This is a genomic window from Rhodococcus sp. USK13, assembly GCF_018343855.1.
GTDB lineage: Bacteria > Actinomycetota > Actinomycetes > Mycobacteriales > Mycobacteriaceae > Rhodococcus_F > Rhodococcus_F oxybenzonivorans.
The window spans coordinates 5614102-5630759 of record NZ_CP069242.1 but is presented as its reverse complement, the minus strand read 5'-3'; the positions used below and the strand labels follow the sequence as shown (position 1 = coordinate 5630759).

Annotated in this window: 14 protein-coding genes; 11 read left to right on the top strand and 3 right to left on the bottom strand. The window is 66.1% G+C overall.

Translation table 11 applies throughout. The features are described from left to right. Positions 1-115: 115 nt before the first annotated feature. From JQT59_RS28405 to JQT59_RS28380, 6 genes are all read left to right on the top strand, one after another. On the top strand, positions 116-1507 hold the full coding sequence (locus JQT59_RS28405) for a plasmid pRiA4b ORF-3 family protein (protein ID WP_213572882.1): 1392 nt from the start codon (positions 116-118) through the stop codon (positions 1505-1507). A 269-nt stretch (positions 1508-1776) separates the two neighbouring features. After that, positions 1777-3837 (top strand): TerD family protein, encoded by a 2061-nt coding sequence (locus tag JQT59_RS28400; RefSeq protein ID WP_213572881.1) that lies wholly within the window; start codon positions 1777-1779, stop codon positions 3835-3837. 127 nt (positions 3838-3964) lie between these two features. Next, positions 3965-5038, top strand: coding sequence for a DNA polymerase IV (locus JQT59_RS28395; RefSeq protein WP_213572880.1), 1074 nt, complete (start codon positions 3965-3967; stop codon positions 5036-5038). Next, the gene (locus JQT59_RS28390; RefSeq protein ID WP_249353917.1) at positions 5039-5797 is read left to right on the top strand and encodes a DUF6920 family protein; all 759 of its coding nucleotides are present in this window, start codon (positions 5039-5041) and stop codon (positions 5795-5797) included. 76 nt (positions 5798-5873) lie between these two features. Next, positions 5874-7226, top strand: a complete 1353-nt coding sequence (locus tag JQT59_RS28385) for a wax ester/triacylglycerol synthase domain-containing protein (protein ID WP_213578170.1) — start codon at positions 5874-5876, stop codon at positions 7224-7226. Positions 7227-7282: 56 nt separating this feature from the next. Further along, positions 7283-7624 carry a hypothetical protein gene (locus JQT59_RS28380; protein WP_213572879.1) on the top strand — a complete coding sequence of 114 codons (342 nt, stop codon included), beginning with the start codon at positions 7283-7285 and terminating at the stop codon, positions 7622-7624. Positions 7625-7650: 26 nt separating this feature from the next. On the opposite strand, the gene JQT59_RS28375 is transcribed toward JQT59_RS28380, so the two are convergent. After that, positions 7651-8301: a response regulator transcription factor gene (locus tag JQT59_RS28375; protein WP_213572878.1), complete on the bottom strand. Its 651-nt coding sequence runs from the start codon at positions 8299-8301 to the stop codon at positions 7651-7653. A gap of 101 nt (positions 8302-8402) precedes the next feature. Continuing rightward, entirely contained in the window at positions 8403-8849 is a 447-nt protein-coding gene (locus JQT59_RS28370) for a pyridoxamine 5'-phosphate oxidase family protein (protein WP_249353916.1), read from the bottom strand. Between the two features lie 249 nt (positions 8850-9098). Between JQT59_RS28370 and JQT59_RS28365 the strand changes: the two genes are divergently transcribed. Beyond that, the gene (locus JQT59_RS28365; protein ID WP_213572877.1) at positions 9099-10805 is read left to right on the top strand and encodes a sensor histidine kinase; all 1707 of its coding nucleotides are present in this window, start codon (positions 9099-9101) and stop codon (positions 10803-10805) included. Positions 10806-10841: 36 nt separating this feature from the next. Here the strand turns inward: JQT59_RS28365 and JQT59_RS28360 are convergent, their stop codons facing one another. Beyond that, positions 10842-11216 (bottom strand): alkaline phosphatase D family protein, encoded by a 375-nt coding sequence (locus tag JQT59_RS28360; protein ID WP_349307040.1) that lies wholly within the window; start codon positions 11214-11216, stop codon positions 10842-10844. Between the two features lie 282 nt (positions 11217-11498). Between JQT59_RS28360 and JQT59_RS28355 the strand changes: the two genes are divergently transcribed. The 4 genes from JQT59_RS28355 to JQT59_RS37310 all read left to right on the top strand — a co-directional run bounded on the left by JQT59_RS28355 (position 11499) and on the right by JQT59_RS37310 (position 16608). Next, on the top strand, positions 11499-12971 hold the full coding sequence (locus JQT59_RS28355) for a GNAT family N-acetyltransferase (protein WP_213572875.1): 1473 nt from the start codon (positions 11499-11501) through the stop codon (positions 12969-12971). Between the two features lie 99 nt (positions 12972-13070). Further along, positions 13071-13247, top strand: a complete 177-nt coding sequence (locus JQT59_RS28350; protein WP_213572874.1) for a hypothetical protein — start codon at positions 13071-13073, stop codon at positions 13245-13247. 166 nt (positions 13248-13413) lie between these two features. Beyond that, on the top strand, positions 13414-16200 hold the full coding sequence (locus JQT59_RS28345; protein WP_213572873.1) for a cation-translocating P-type ATPase: 2787 nt from the start codon (positions 13414-13416) through the stop codon (positions 16198-16200). 45 nt (positions 16201-16245) lie between these two features. Then, positions 16246-16608, top strand: a complete 363-nt coding sequence (locus JQT59_RS37310; RefSeq protein WP_249353915.1) for a hypothetical protein — start codon at positions 16246-16248, stop codon at positions 16606-16608. The last annotated feature ends 50 nt before the right edge of the window (positions 16609-16658 follow it).

Sequence of the window (16658 nt, the reverse complement as noted above, 5' to 3'; positions counted from 1 at the left end):
ACGGTCCCGGGATGCCGACGAACTTCACCATCGTCACACGCCTCGGTGTCCCAGATGCCGGATTGGACTCGCCAGCGTTGTCGCGGCTGTCCGGAGCTGGCCCTACCATGACCCCATGGCAGATTCGGGCTCACGCAGACACCTCTCCGTCGTTCCCGACCAACCGGTCATCGACCGGCCTTCGCAGCGTTCGGGACGACTCGACGTCGTGAGCTACCAGCTGCGCATCGAGCTCGACGACGTGTCGCCCACCATCTGGCGGCAGTTCGTCGTCCCGTCGAATCTGCGGCTCAACCAGCTGCATCCGGTGCTGCAGACGGTGATGGGGTGGTACGACAGCCACCTGCACGCGTGGGTCGGTGGGGAGCCGCCCGCATCCGAGCGGTACGAGATGCAGGAGAGCATCGACGAGGGTTTCGCCGACGAGGACGACGAGTTGTGCGAGGACGACATCCGGCTGGACCAGGTGCTGGTGCAGCCGGGCGACCAGTTGTCGTATGCCTACGACTTCGGGGACGGCTGGGACCATACGATCGTCCTGGAGCAGATCAGGGCCGGCGATCCTGAGCCGAAAACGCAGTGCCTCGCCGGTGCCCGGGCATGCCCTCCCGAGAATTCGGGCGGACCCGGTGGATACGCCGATCTGCTGGGGGTGCTGGCCGACCCGAGCCATCCCGAGCACCAGGACGCGAGCGCGTGGGTGGGTTCGGGATTCTCGCCCGAATCTTTCGACCCCACCGTCGTCAACGCGAGTCTGGGAGGACACGAGGCAGTCCGGTCGCACGGTCCGGTGCCCGACTCGGCATTCGCCGAGTTGCTCCGCCACATGCCGCCCCGCGCTGCGCCGCAGGTCTATTCGATGCTCGAACGTGCCCACCTGACCCAACGATCGGGTGACTACCTCGTCGCGCAGGAGGCGGTGACCCTGCACCTGCGCTGGTTCCTGCAGCGCATCGGAGCCGACGGCATCACCCTGACGAAGGCCGGTCACCTCCCGCCGGCCGTGGTGGCCGAGGCCCGGGAACTACCGGGATTCGACGGCTGGCCGTCGACCAACAACCGCGAAAACGACCAGCGGCCGGTGCACCTGCTGCACGTGTACACGAAGACACTCGGGCTGGCGCGCAAGTACAAGGGCAAGCTGGTGCAGACCAAGCTGGGCGCCGAGTTTGCGGGCAACGCGCGCGGAATGTGGAGCCACCTCCTCAACAGGCTGCCACTCGGCACCGACCGGGTGGAGCGGGAGGCCGGATACCTGGTGCTCCTCGCCCTCGCCGCCGGTGCGTCACCGAATGAACGTCAGAGCGTGGTCGCCGAGGGACTCGCGGCCCTCGGGTGGCGGGCGAGCGACAAAACAGTGGTCGAGGGGCTGGAGGCCTACTGGATCGCTAGGCCGACCATCGAATTCCTCATGCTCACCGGTGCGATCGGCGAAGGTTACGGGGTGCACGACAACAGCGACCCGGAGTGGGGCCGACTCCTCGCGCGCATGGTGTTGTCGATGTGAGGTGGGGGCTCAGACTCCGACGAGGCTCGACGGCAATCACCACAGGGTGTCATTCACGCCACTGACAGCCGTTCGGCCGGTGGCTATTTCGACACGATCCTGTTCCGGGCCGCACGCTGACGAGTTGGGTGCGATTTTTGCCAGGAAGTCGTTTCTCCCCGAACCGGACCGATTAGTATGCGATTCGATGCGACGGACCCTGTAGTCGGCAAGGGCAGTGTTCGGCCGTACAGGTGAATGCGATTCAAGGTCGAACGAAGGCGGGTCCGATGACTTTTCCGATGATGTCCAAGGGGCAGAACATGTCCTTGCCGAGTGATGTGTTCCAGATCGACGTGGTCATCGGGTGGACCGAAGCGGAGATCGAGGTCGACGCGTCGGCCTTGCTCCTGAATGCGGACGGCAAGGTTCGCTCGGACGAGGACTTCGTTTTCTACAACCAGCCGGAATCGTCGGACGGTTCGATCAGGTTCCTGGGCGCCGGTGCCACCGAGGAGGGAGTGCAGGCCCGGATCGCTCTCGACTTGTCGGCAGTGCCTGAGGACGTGCACACGGTGGCGTTGGTCGGCAGCGTCAGCTCAGGCAACTTCGGTGACCTCGGCAAACTCGCCCTCCGGGTGGTCGACGCGGCGGGGCATTCGTTGGCCGAATACGTCACCGCCGACGCCACCACCGAATCCGCATTCGTCTTCGGCGAGGTATACCGCCGTGCCGGTGAATGGAAGGTACGCGCGGTCGGGCAGGGCTGGGAGTCCGGTTTGGCCGGTCTGGCTACGGACTTCGGGGTCGCGATTGATGACGACCCGGATCTCGAAAACGGCGATGCCTCCGAAGAAGTTCCACCCTCCGAAGAACTCCTGGCACCCGAGCCACACGACTCCTCCGCCGATACCCCGCACGACGACGTGGTGCGCGAACAACCGGCCCAAGCGCCCACGCAGCCGAAAGCGAAGAGCCGGGGCGTGCGCACCACCAAGCGGGCGGTGAAGAAGTCCAAGCCACGTGAGTTCATACTCGCCGAACTCGACACCTGGCAGCCGGCGCGTCTGTTCTCGGTGATCGGCGTCGGAACCGGCGAGGAACAGGAGCGGCGCGCGACGTCAGCCCTGATCGCCACCATGCAGGCCGTGCGCCCCTTCGCACGTGCAGTGTGTGCCCGAATGGGCGCACCGACCGGCGCGTTCGAGGGATACGTCGAGGTGCAGTACGAACAGGGTGAGACAAAGGTCATCCCCGACGCCGTATTGAAGGTCTCCCGCGGGAGCCGCCTGTGGACCGCGTTGCTCGAGGTCAAGACCGGCAACGGCAAGCTCAAGAAAGAGCAGCTCGAAAATTACCTCGACGTCGCCCGCAAGAAGAAGTACGACGTGGTGGTCAGCTTGTCGAACGACGTCCCCGCCAGCGCCGGAGAGCTGCCGGTCGAGGTCGACCGCCGCAAGCTCGCGAAGGTCGCTCTGCGGCATCTGTCGTGGGCCGAGGTGGCCCACGAGGCGCGGATGTTGCTCTCGCACGGTGGGATCGACGACGATCTGCAGGCCTGGATCCTGGCCGAGTTCCTTCGCTACCTCGATCACCCTCGTTCCGGGGCGGCTGAGTTCGTCGACATGGGCCGGCACTGGGTCACCATCCGCGATGCGGTCACTGCCGGCACGCTACGAGGCGGCGATGAGAAGGCACTGGCCGTGGCCGACACCTGGGTGTCTTTGTCGCGGCATCTTGCGCTGCGACTGACGGCCGAGCTGGGGGTCACCGTCAAGCACATCCTCCCTCGTCGGTTGAGCTCCGACCCGGCAGCTCGGAACGCGTCGGTGGCCGAGCGGTTGGCGGGCGACGGCGTGTTCGAGGCCGTGCTACGAATACCTGAAACCGCAGGTGATCTTGTGGTGATCGCCGATGTGCGCACCAACAGGATTCGCTGCCGCACCACCGTCGAGGCACCCGATGAGGGCACCTCGGGTCGTCGGTTGTCGTGGCTGCTGAAGCAGCTCAAGGACGTCCCGGGCGATGTCCAGGTCGAAGCGGTGTTTTCCGAGCGAGGCAACGAAGCGTGCGAGCACCTGGACACGGTGCGTGCGGATCCGAAGGTTCTGACCCAGGGTCGGGCCGGTGAGATCGTGTCGTTCAGTCTCGAGCAGACATTCCCCATGGGCAGTAGGCGATCGGGTACTGCGGCCAGCTTCATCACCAGCGTGACCTCATCCACCGACACGTTCTACGGTGCGGTGGTCCAGCAACTACGGGGATGGGTGCCCGCCGCGCCGAAGCAGACGGAACAGGCTCGCCACGGCGCCACAGACACTGACGAAGAGGCACTGGAACCCTCCATGTGATTGGAAGGGGAATCGCGATCCGCTCCGCACTGAGTCTTCGTCGGCCGCCGTTATAGCCTGACCTCTTAGTCTCGGCGGTGTCCTAGATTCGAGGTGCAGGCGACGCCGATTCCGGCACACTGATTCCATGACCACACCGCCGCATCGCAGGTGGGTGCTGCATGTCGATCTCGACCAGTTCATCGCCGCGGTGGAGGTGCTGCGCCGACCCGAGCTCCGGGGCAAACCCGTGGTGGTCGGTGGACGTGGCGACCCCACCGAACGCGGGGTGGTGTCGACGGCGTCGTACGAGGCCCGCGAGTTCGGGGTGGGGTCCGGGATGCCGCTGCGGACCGCGGCCCGCAAGATCCCCGACGCCGTGTTCCTGCCCGTCGACGCCGAGGCCTACACCGAAGTGTCCGCGGTGGTGATGGATACGTTGCGGAAGATGGACGCCGTGGTGGAGGTGATGGGGTGGGACGAGGCGTTTCTCGGTGTGGAAACCGAGAATCCCGAGGCGTTCGCCCGCGCCATTCAGGCGGCGGTGCTCGAGGCGACCGGACTGCATTGCTCAGTGGGGATCGGCGACAACAAGTTACGTGCCAAGATCGCGACCGGGTTCGGGAAGCCGCAGGGCATTTTTCGTCTGACGGGCGCGAATTGGTTCGAGGTCATGGGGGAGCGGGACACCCGCTCGCTGTGGGGGATCGGCAGTAAGACCGCCAAAAAACTTGCCGCCCTGGGTCTGAACACGGTGAGTGAGTTGGCGGCGGCCGCGGACGAGGACCTCGCCGCGACGTTCGGCCCGACCATGGGACCGTGGTACGGCAGGATCGGCCGGGGCATCGACCGTTCCCCGGTGACCGCCGATCCGTGGGTTGCCCGCTCCCACAGTCGCGAGACGACGTTTCAGCAGAACCTCGACGACTGGTCCGCCGTCACCGAGGAGATCCGCCGACTCGCCGTGCGGGTGCGGGAAGACATTGTGGCAGAGAATCGTCCGGCCGTTCGCGTCGCGTTGAAGGTGCGCTACGCGCCGTTCATCACCCGCACCACCAGCAAGGCCCTGCCGGAACCGACCTTCGACGTCGACATCATCTGCGACGCCGCCGCGGCTCTGGTCGACCGGTTCGACCACGACCGCGAAGTGCGCCTCCTCGGCGTGCGGTTGGAGATGACCCCGCCCACAAGGACGATCACCACCCGTGAGGAGGGAATTTGAATGTCTGAGCCGTTGTCGGTTCCTCGGGCCGCCCGCCACGTGAGGGGGCAGTGGAAGAGCTTGGCGAATGTGCACGGGACCGGGCAACGGTTTCACGCCACCCTCGCCGAGGATCTTCCACCCGCGGCCCGCCGGTGGATCATCCACGCCGTCGCCGAGAACACGCCGCTCGCCCGAGTGACACGACTCGAGATGCGTGGACAGATCCGGCTCCGAGCGTGGCGGTCGTTCACCGCCACCCAACTCCTCGCCCCGGGCAATGGCTTCATCTGGGCCGCCACGGCGAAGGTAGGGGGTCTGCCGATTCTGGGTTATGACCGTTTCACCGACGGTAGCGGTGAGATGCGGTGGCGACTCGGCGGACTGATCCCCGTGATGTCCGCCCATGGTCCTGATGTCACCGCCAGTGCGGCCGGGCGCCTCGCCGGGGAGAGCATCTTCGTGCCGATGGCCTTTCCCCTGGCACGCTGGACGGGAGACGGGAACAATGTCTCGGCGACGTGGACCATGGCTGGTCGTGAGGAAACCGTGCACCTGGACGTTGCCGGGGACGGCGCCCTGCGCGGTCTGCGGATGCAGCGGTGGGGCAACCCCGAAGGGCAGGGGTTCGGCCGCTATCAGTTCACCGTGGCCGTCGAGTCCGAGCGTACGTTCGCCGGGATCACCATCCCGGGCCGCCTGCGCGCGGGATGGGACACCGGCGGCGCGTCGACCGGCGAATTCTTCCGCGCCGAGATCACCGACGCCCACTTCCGCTGACACCGCAGCTCAGCCATGAATTGCCGGGAATCGGCGCAAGTGTGCCTGCACAGCACATGCACTCTGGCATCCTCGAATCGTGGCGGAACAGCGCAGAATTGAGCGCCTCGGCCCGAGCGACCTGACCGAACTCGCCTCGGACGTCGGGCCGGTGCCCATGAATGTCGGTGCCGTGCTCTTCCTCGCCGGTGACGGGGCAGTGGACTCGGCGACCATCGAAGCCACGCTCACGAAGCGGATCAGCGGGATACAACGGTTGCGGCAATGCCTGGTCGACGCGCCACCGGGCCTGGGCCGGCCGTACTGGGCCGATGACGAGCACTATGACGTCGGTGCCCATCTCGCACGGGTGCGCTGCCCGTCGCCGGGTGACCGTGACACCGCCCTGGCGCTCGCGGTGGACGCGGTCACCCAGCCGCTGCCTCGCTCACGGCCGCTGTGGAGAGCGATCATCATCACCGACCTTGCAAACGATCACAGGTCCCTCGGCTTGGTGATGGTGCTGCACCATGTTCTGGCCGACGGGATCGGTGGCCTTGCGATCCTTGCGCATCTGGTCGACGGCATGGCCGCGGCGGGATCGGTGGACGAGATCCCCACTGTCGTCGCGGCGCCACGGCCGAAAGATCTTCTCGTCGACTGCGTCGTCGAACGCCTCCGCACGTTGCGGCGATTCCCGCGGACCGTGGCACGCGTGCGCGGCGGCGTGAACGAACTCGGGCACGGTATCGGTCGCCGCGCACCCCGCTGTTCGCTGAATGTGGCGACCGGGCCGCGCCGCAGGGTGACGACAGTGGAGACCGATCTCCGCACTGTTCGGGAAGCCGGGCGAAGATCCGGGGCAACGGTCAACGATGTCCTCCTGGCCGCGGTCACCGGAGCCTTGGCCGCCCTCCTGCAACGGCGCAACGAATTCCCGCAGGAGCTTGTGGTCTCGGTACCGGTCTCCGCCCGCAGGTCGACAACGAGCGGGCACCTGGGAAATCAGGTGGGGGTCATGCCGGTCCGGGTACCACTGGCCGGGAGCCCGGCGGAGCGGGTAACCACCATTTCCGGGATTACCCGTGTCCAGAAAAGGAGAACTCGGGGTACGTCCGCGGCGCTGATCGGGCCCCTTTTCCGGCTTCTGGCAGCTGCCGGACTGTTTCGGTGGTTCGTCGACCGTCAACGGCTCGTCAACTCGTTCCTGTCCAACCTGCCGGGGCCGCCGTCCCCACTGGCCATCGCAGGGGTTCCGATCGCGTCGATGGTGCCGATTACCGTCACCGCTGGAAATGTCGGTGTCGCGTTCGCGGCACTGTCGTATGCCGGCACACTCACGGTCACGATCATCGCCGACCCCGACGTGGTACCGGAGATCGACGACCTCGCCGCAGCCCTGCACGAGCAATTCAAGGCGATCGACGAGGGCCACGAGTCGGCGAGGTAGATGACAGTCGAACAGAACACCTCCCGAACCATGGGCGCACATCCTTGGAGAGGCCGATGCCCGAAGTGCAGACCTTGCGAGTGGAACTGGAAGAGGTCGGTGCCCGGCACTGGTGGGCCGCGCTTGTCGCAACCCTGTCCTCGCAGTACGGCAACGCGTACATGCGGTTCGTGGGGGTGGTCAACGGTGAACCGCGGTACACCAGCGCAACTTTTCCTGTTCCCCGGACATGGGGATCGATTCCTCCGCGAGAGGAATGGGCACCCGGGATGACGGAAAGTCTCGCCGAGTTGCGGCGGCAGATCGAGGACGACGGGTGGCTGCACCTGGGCCACGGAGGCCAACCCTGGCAGTTGACGTATCAGCGACCGGAACAGCGGTCCGACCCCGAGACTTAGCTGGCCGGGATTGCGATGATGCGACCTCAACGCGGTGTGGTGCGGGTGTGCGGAAGTTTGGTGGCGATGACGGCGGCCTGTGTGCGGCGTTCGACGCCGAGCTTGCTCAACAGCCGGGATACGTAGTTCTTCACGGTCTTTTCCGCGAGGAACATGCGCTCCGCGATCTGCCGGTTGGTCAATCCTTCGCCCAGAAGGGTCAGGAGTGTGCGTTCCTGATTGGTCAGTCCGGCGACCAGTCCTTCTTCCTCGGTGGGTTTTGCCCGCAGTTTTTCCATCAGGGCGGCGGCCGCACGGTTGTCGAGAAGCGACTTCCCGGCGCCGACCTCGCGAACGGCGTGGGCCAGTTCGGTGCCGCGGATGTCTTTGAGGGCGTATCCGCTGGCACCGGCGAGGATGGCGTCGAGCATGGCCTGTTCGTCCGTGAAGGAGGTCAACATCAAGCACCGCAGGTCGGGCAGTTGGGAGAGGAGGTCGCGGCACAGTTCGATGCCGTTGCCGTCGGGTAGCCGCACGTCGAGGACGGCGACGTCGGGTTGCAGCGCGGGAATCCGTGCGAGAGCTTGGGCGCAGTTTCCGGCCTCGCCGATGACGGTCAGTTCCGGATCGGTGGACAGCAGATCTGCGATACCCCGGCGCACGACCTCGTGATCATCGACGAGAAAGACTGTGATCATGCGGCTCAGAACTCCATTTCCGGTGGTCAGCGCCCTGGTTGACAGCGTACGTGATGAGGCAGACTCTTCGTTGCTGTCTCGAGAATCAGTGCAGATGGGTGTCAGCGGTGATCACCGGCGGGGCGGAGCAGCGTGGTGCGGTGCCCGCTGATCTGTTCGATGCCGATTACGAGGTAGCGGTCATCACGTGAGCTGCTCCACGGTATGCGGGCCGGGTCGGCGAGTCCGATCAATCCGTCGGTGCCGGACAGTACCCGTGACCTGCCCATTGCCAGGACACTCCAGCCGGTGCGGGTGGCCGGGTCGATGGTCCCCGCCTCGAACGCGAGCACCCCCCGGTCGAACCGGTCGAACCACGGGTTGTTACCGGTGGGGATGACGATGTCACCGTCGAGGGCGGCGAACGTGACCGGCCGCACCGCGGGCAGAGCGTCCTCGGTGTAGACAAGCCGGCCGGTCGGAACCGAGCGCAGCAACTTCCGGCATTCGGCAATCGGGAGCGGACCGTCCGAATCCATGGCCACCACGGGTGATTCTTCTTGATACATGACTGCTTCTTCCGCGGGGGTGAGTACCGTCCCCACCAGCATCGGGGCTGTTGCCAGGACGCAAACAGAGGACAAAGTCGTCACTGTGGCCCTCAAGCGCCCTAACCGCAGTTTCCGGGAATATTTCGGCGGGAATCGTTGATCGTCCTCCTCGAGCCGCGGGATGCGGACGGGTGAACCGCCTTGCCTGCCTGCGTGGTCGTGGTGTGATGGGGGTGAGTGTCGATACTCGGTAAGTGGGAGCGAACGATGAGCGCCGACGAGGAACCGTTACTGACAGGTGGGTTGTCGCAGTTGCGGCTGCGAGAGTTGCTGGTCGAGGTTCAGGATCGCATCGGGCAGGTGATGGATTCCCGCGATCAGATCGACGCTCTCCTCGAAGCCGTGCTCACCGTAGCGTCCGGACTGGAATTGAATGCGACCCTCAAGCGGATCGTGCACGCGGCGATCGAGTTGGTCGACTGCGAATACGGTGCCCTGGGAGTGCTCAATCCTTCTCGGGACGGACTCCAGGAATTCGTCTACGAGGGGATCGGCGAGCAGACCCGGGAATTGATCGGTGAGCTCCCGACCGGGCATGGTCTGCTGGGTTTACTGATCGAGCAGCCCAAGCCCATCCGCCTCGACAGCATCGCTGCGCACACCGCGTCGTCGGGTTTCCCGGACCACCACCCGCCGATGCGCACGTTCCTGGGCGTGCCGGTCCGGGTGCGCGGGGAGGTCTTCGGGAACCTGTACCTGACGGAGAAGGCTGGAGGTCAGTCGTTCACCGAGGATGACGAGGTGGTCGTCCAAGCACTCGCCGCCGCTGCGGGAATCGCGGTCGACAATGCTCGGCTGTTCGAGGAGGCCCGGCTGCGGCAGCGCTGGCAGCACGCGACCAGCGAAATTCGCGGCGAACTCCTCGCGGCCACCGATACCGGTGAAGTACTCGACCTCATCGCCCAGCGAGCGCGAACACTTGCTGGCGCCGACCATGTGCTGATCGCCCAACCCGACGACCCCGATGTCGAGACCGCCGAGGTCACCACCCTGGCGGTCACCGCCTACGCCGGAAACGACCCCGCCGCCTTCCACGGCCGGCATATCCCCGTCGACGGTTCCGACATAGGACGAGCGTTTCGCACCAGCACGCTGACGCAAGCTCCACATATCGCGGACGGCGACCGCTACGGGCCCGCGCTGCTGCTGCCGCTGCGGGTATCACCCGATACGGTCACCGGGGTGCTGGCGATCATCCGCGAACTCGGGGCGGAATCTTTCGACGATCGGCAACAATCGTTGGCCGCCGAGTTCGCCGATCAGGCTGCCTTGGCGCTCAAGCTGGCTGATGATCAACGGCAGCTGGCCGATATGTCGCTGATCTCGGACCGTGACCGGATCGCGAGGGACCTTCATGACCACGTCATCCAGCGTCTGTTCGCCCACGGCCTGAACCTACAAAGCACCCAGGCACGCACCCGGGCCCCCGAGATTCGCGCACGACTCGAGGACATGATCGACGACGTGCAGCAGATCATCACCGACGTCCGGACGACGATCTTCGATCTGCATCGCGGAACGGACGAGGATTCTCGACAGCTGCGGCAGGTACTCAACACTGTTGTTGCCGAGCAGACCGAAAACAGTGGCCTGCGTACTACGGTTCGGATGGCCGGGCCGCTGAACGTGGTCACCGGTCCGCTCGCCGACCATGCCGAAGCGGTGTTGCGGGAGGCGCTCAGCAACGTCGTGCATCATGCCCGAGCCCGCACGGTTACTGTCACCGTCTCGGTCGATGACGACCTCACTGTCGACGTCAGCGACGACGGCATCGGCCTCCCATCGTCGGGGGCACGGAGTGGTTTGCACAATCTCGCCGTCCGAGCCGAGCAGGCCGGTGGAACTTTCACGGTTGCGCCCAGGGAAACGGGCGGGACTCGATTGATCTGGGCGGCCCCGCTGCCGCAGGTGTGAGGGGCGTCGGAGGTGACGGCTGCGAGGGCAGCGATGTCAGTGGGGCACCTCGTACACATAGCGCACGAGCGCCTCACCATCCCAGCGTTTTCCGGTCATGGTTACCGAGATGTGCGTGCCGTCGTCGATCGCGACCATGTGGGCGTCACCGCTGACCATGACCAGGTCCTCGATGTTCGCTTCAGCGATGGCGTCGGCAATCCGACTCCGCTCGTCGGCGTGGCCCGCCCAGCCGTCTGCGCCTGTCCGCGCGCCGCCGATCCACGGCACCGGATCTAGCCACACGGCTGATGTATGTGTGCGACTGGCGGATTGCAGTTCGGCGATCAACCATTCGAGTTGTGGCTGCCCGAGCATTGTTGTGTCTCTTCCGAGCGAATATCGTGCCGCCTCGAGTGGTGTATGGGTAATTGGGGATTACCTTTATCGCGATCGCGTACCAGGTGCGCCGATCGGCACTGACTGGCGACTGACGACCCGGGATATCGGCTCACTTCGACGGATACGCGGCTTGGATCCTCGGGTTTGAGGTGGCCTCCTCATGTAACCCCACGTTGTCGCGTCAGAAAGGGTAAAACCAGCCTTTCCACTTCCTCGGCCGAGCCCACTGACGCCATTGGGGCCGAACGACCCTGTCGAGGAACCACCCTGACGAGGACTGTGGAGGTCGGCACGCGGGCAGGAGGGAGGGGTATGACGTCGGCACAGAAACGAGCGATCGTCGTCGGTGTGGATGGATCGGAGACCGGCGACAACGCAGCACTGTGGGCGGCGAGGTTCGCTGATCGCCTGCAATGCCCCCTCTGTATCGTCCACGCCTTCGGAGACGAATCCTCGTCGATGGCAGGCGCTGCTGTTCCCGGGGAACATCCGGCGACCACGCGGACACATCACCGCAGTGCACACGAGGTGCTCGACCGGACGGTTGCGGCAGTGCGGCGCGGCGTCCCGGGCGTTCGCCTGCGTGCGGACCTGGTACCCGGCCTAGCTGGGCGGGTTCTGACGACGAGGAGTGCCGACGCGCACCTGATCGTGGTGGGGACCGTCGGCACGGACGCGTGGCACTGCTCGCCGATCGGAACGACGGCACTCGAGGTTGCCACCAACGCGTCGTGCCCTGTCGCGGTGTGGCGAGGCATCTCGTTATCAGCGGCACCGGACCGGCGCCCGGTGGTGGTGGGCGTGGACGGCAGTGACACAAGCGAACGGGTAGTCCGCGCCGCCGGCGAGTACGCCGCTCTGCTCCGGGCCCCGCTGATCGCCGTCCAAGCGTGTCCCCACCCCGGCGCAACGTCCACCGGCCGCACACCACTCGGGAAGGTCTGCGCCGCCGCGAAACGGCGAGTCCCCGGCCTCGACATCACCCCACTGACCACCTACGGCGACCCATATGGCGCGCTCCGCGAGCGTGCCGCCCACGCACAACTACTCGTGCTCGGTGACCACCACCGAAGCTGGGACGCGGAGCCCGTACTCGGTCCGGTGAGCGGGGCTCTACTCCGATACAGTCCGTGTCCGACGCTGGTCTGGCGTGGTCTCGGGGACCAGCGCCGATCAGCGAAAAACAACACGGGGTCTGCATCCAGCACTGCTCTGCGGGTGGCCGATACGGCCAAACCCGGTGTCACCGTCCGGTATCTGACAGCCGATGATCGGCAAGCTGTGCGCGACCTGCACGAGCGCATGTCGGTGCATGATGCACACCTTCGGTTCTTCGGAGCCCGCCCCAAGCACCTCGACGAACTGGCGGAAGCCGTCTGCCGACGGGACTACACCCATCTGGCCCTCGGCGCCTTCGACGGCGACGAGTTGGTCGGCGTGGCCAACTACATCGTCACCGATACCAGCTCCGGCCACATCCGGGCCGAGATTGCGCTCGCCGTCTCCGGTCACGAGCAGCGGCACGGCATCGGCACCGAACTGCTCAGACGTCTCGGAGTCGCCGCGTACCAGCATGGCGTGACCCATCTGACCGCTGAGATCCTGGCAGAGAACGACCTCATGCTCGCCGTCATCGCCGAACAGGGCTGGTCTCACACCCTCCACCGAGAGGGTGCCGTCGTACATTTCGACCTCGAATTGGTGTCACGATCCGCCCCGCCCGATGCCGAAGCATCATTGGAGCATCGTCAGTCGGCCCGTGCCGTGGACAAGCGCGGACGTTGACGAGTTATCGCTTCGTGAGCCAAACGGCTCACTGCCGTGAGGGAGCGGAGCGATGGTGACCGGATGCTGGGGCGCTGCATGCGGTGAGGCAGCAGGGCGGTGAGTGCGGAGGCCGACGCCGGCTGTGCTGTGCGGCACGCGGCCTGGGGTGACGGTGTGGTCATGAAAGTGGAGAACGACCGGATCATCGTGTTCTTCGACGAGCACGGCTACCGCACCTTGTCGCTCCCCGCCCTCGCGCATTCGACTGTGCTGCGTGCACGTCCCCGCTCGTGACCGGACAAGGGAGCAGGGAACGGGGGACACCGCGGACCGGTCGGTCGCGATATCGACACCACAAAGTGGTGACTTGTTCCTCTCCCCGACAACCACGCCACCCGGTTGACTGGGCATTTGGCGCACCTGCACCCAGCACCGCACCCGCGAAGAGGCGGCTCAGTACATGACCACGGCATCGACCTCGGCAACAACGTCCGACAGCGTTCTGCCGGTCACTGACCCGCAGGAGACGCTCGACCGGCTCCTACGTGATCTACGTTCACGACGGGACGGTCTGTCGACCCGAGACGCTCAGCGGCGATTGACCATGCTGGGGGCCAACGACTTGGTACGGCAACCCGGCGAGAGTGCGTGGCGTGAGTTGCTTCGCCAACTCGTCCACCCTCTGGCGTTGCTGCTGTGGGTTGCCGCCCTCCTCGCCGGGGTGTCGGGTTCGGGCGCCCTCTCCATTGCGATCGTCATCGTGATCTGCCTGAACGCAGGATTCGCCTTCATCCAGGAACGCCACGCCGAACAAGCCGTCGAAGCGCTCTCGGCCTACCTTCCCCCGCACGCACGGGTGATGCGGGACGGTACCGAAACGCAGATCGAAGCCCGCGACCTGGTGCCCGGTGATGTCGTGGTCATTTCCGAGGGTGACCGCATCTGCGCCGACGCAAGGTTGCTGTCCGGGTCTTTGGAGGTCGACACCTCGACGTTGACCGGTGAATCCGCTCCCGTCACGGTAGGCGTGGACACCGGCGACAGTCACGTCCCCCTCATCCAGGCACGCGATGTCGTGTTCAGTGGAACCACCTGCACAGCCGGGGCAGCCACCGCAGTGGTATTCGCGACCGGGATGCGTACCGAACTCGGGCGGATCGCCGCCCTGTCACAACGGGTCGGGCACGAGCAGAGCCCCCTCGAGAAGCAGGTGAAGCGAGTAGCTCAGCTGATCGCCGTCGTGGCGGTAGGCATGGGCGTCGCTTTCATCCCGCTCGGCACACTACTCGCAGGTTTGTCGCTCGCCGACGCGACCAACTTCGCGATCGGGCTGCTCGTGGCAAACGTGCCCGAGGGATTGCTACCGACCATCACCCTTGCCTTGGCGGTGGGTGTCCGCACTCTGGCCCGGCGGGGCGCCCTGGTCAAACGGATCTCCGCGGTGGAAACCCTCGGCTCGACGAGCGTGATCTGCACGGACAAGACAGGCACGCTCACCCTCAACCATATGAGCGTGGTGCAGATGTGGACCGCCGACGGTGTCCTCGACTCGAGCACCCGGATCGAACCGCCCACACCCGATTCGCCGGCCGCCCGGCTCGCCCGAGCCGCGGTGTGTTGCAGCAACGCCGAACTCACCGACACGGACGCGCGTACCGACGGGAAGGCGGAGCCGGGGGTCGGGGACCCGACCGAACTGGCGTTGCTCGAGGCCGCGGCCGCAATGGGGGTCGACGCACGCACCGGGCACGCCGACCGCATCGCCCACTTCCACTTCGATTCCAACCTGCGCCGGATGTCCACGGTGGACTCGGCGGCGGACGGTGCATGGGTGCACACCAAGGGAGCACCGGAAGAAGTACTGGCCCGCTGCACCCGGATCGCCGTGGGAGCCGGAGGGGACCGGGCACTGACGGTCGCAGACCGGGCTGAGGTCGACGACACCGTCACAAGCTGGGCCCGGCAGGGCCAGCGTCTTCTTGTGATCGCAGAACGGCGGGTCGACGCCGACGCGGCCCCGGCCTTGGGCCGCGACGACGCCGAACGTGACCTTGTGCTGCTGGGAGTGGTGGCCATGATCGATCCGCCCCGCCCGGAGGTGCCGGATGCGGTCGCCCGGTGCCACACCGCCGGAATTCGGCTCGTGGTGGTGACCGGCGATCACGCTCTGACCGCCCGAGGTATCGCGGAGAGTGTCGGGATCGGACAGAACGGACTGACCGTTCTCGGTGGTGCCGAGGTGGACCGCATGTCCGATAGTGAACTCGATGCGATTCTGGCGTCCCCCGGCGAGCTCGTCTTCGCTCGCAGTTCACCGGAATCGAAGCTGCGGATCACCGATGCCCTCCAGGCCGAGGGCCACATCGTGGCGATGACCGGTGACGGTGTGAACGACGCTCCGGCGCTGCGCCGCGCCGACATCGGGGTAGCGATGGGCAAGTCCGGTACCGACGTCGCGCGGGAAGCGGCCACGATGGTCCTCACCGACGACAACTTCGCGACCATCGTGAGCGCGGTCGAAGCCGGGCGCCGAGTCTATGACAACGTCCGCAAATTCATCGTCTACATATTCGCGCACGCCACCCCCGAGGTGGTGCCCTTTGTGGTGTACGCCCTCACCGGGGGAGCCGTTCCACTGCCGTTGACCATCATGCAAATCCTGGCGATCGACCTCGGAACCGAGACCGTGCCCGCCTTGGCGCTCGGACGCGAACGCCCCGAGCCGGGCCTGATGGACCGCCCGCCTCGGCCCCGATCGCAGCCGGTGATCGACCGGGCGATGCTGGTGCGCGCCTGGGGCGTGCTCGGGGGTGTGTCCGCGGTGCTGGTCTTCGCATTGTTTCTCACCACCCTCGTGGCGGGTGGGTGGTCGTTCGGGGCGGACGTCACCTCCGGGCCACTGCATCACACCTGGCAGCAGGCCACCACGATGACCTTCCTCGCGATCGTCGCCTGCCAGATAGGTACCGCGACGGCCGCACGTACCGGACGGGCGTCACTTGCCGGCATCGGGATCACCACGAACCCCCTACTGTTGTGGGGCATCCTGTTCGAGGTGTGTTTCGCGGCCGCCGTGGTGACGGTACCGCTCTTCCAGGACGTGTTCGGCACGGCGCTCCCCGAACCGTGGCAGATCGCGTTGCTACTACCGCTTCCCGTGATGGTGTGGGGCTGTGACGAGGTTTTACGCTGGCGGGCCCGCCGGGCGCAGGAAGGCCGTACACCGGGAAGAACCGGAAGCCGGTGACCAACGGCCCTCGCGCAGCCCGCGATCGTGCGGGATGGTGACCAGGTGACCGACGACGCAGACACGATACCGACACCGCTTCCGCTGCGCGTGGCAGTGCCCCGCATCGTGCGGTGCGCGGCGCGTACAGCGCACCTTCTTGCCCACCGGCGGTTGCATCAACCGCACCAGCACCTCGGGCGCACGATGACCTTCGCCGACGGCAGCACCGGGATCGTCTATCGGGAAACCACCGCCGACCTCGAGTCTGTGGCCGACCCCGCTGTTCTCGTGGTCGCGTTCGCGCTACGCGGTGTCCACGGCAGGCGCGGGCATGCACTGTTCCGAGCGGAAAGCCTGCTCAACACCCCACTGTTCGCCGGATTCCCGGGATTCGTCTCGAAACTGTGGCTCACGGCGGACGAGTAGGGACGCTACCGGGGGTTTTACCAGTGGGATGGTGCCCGGGCCGCTGAGGA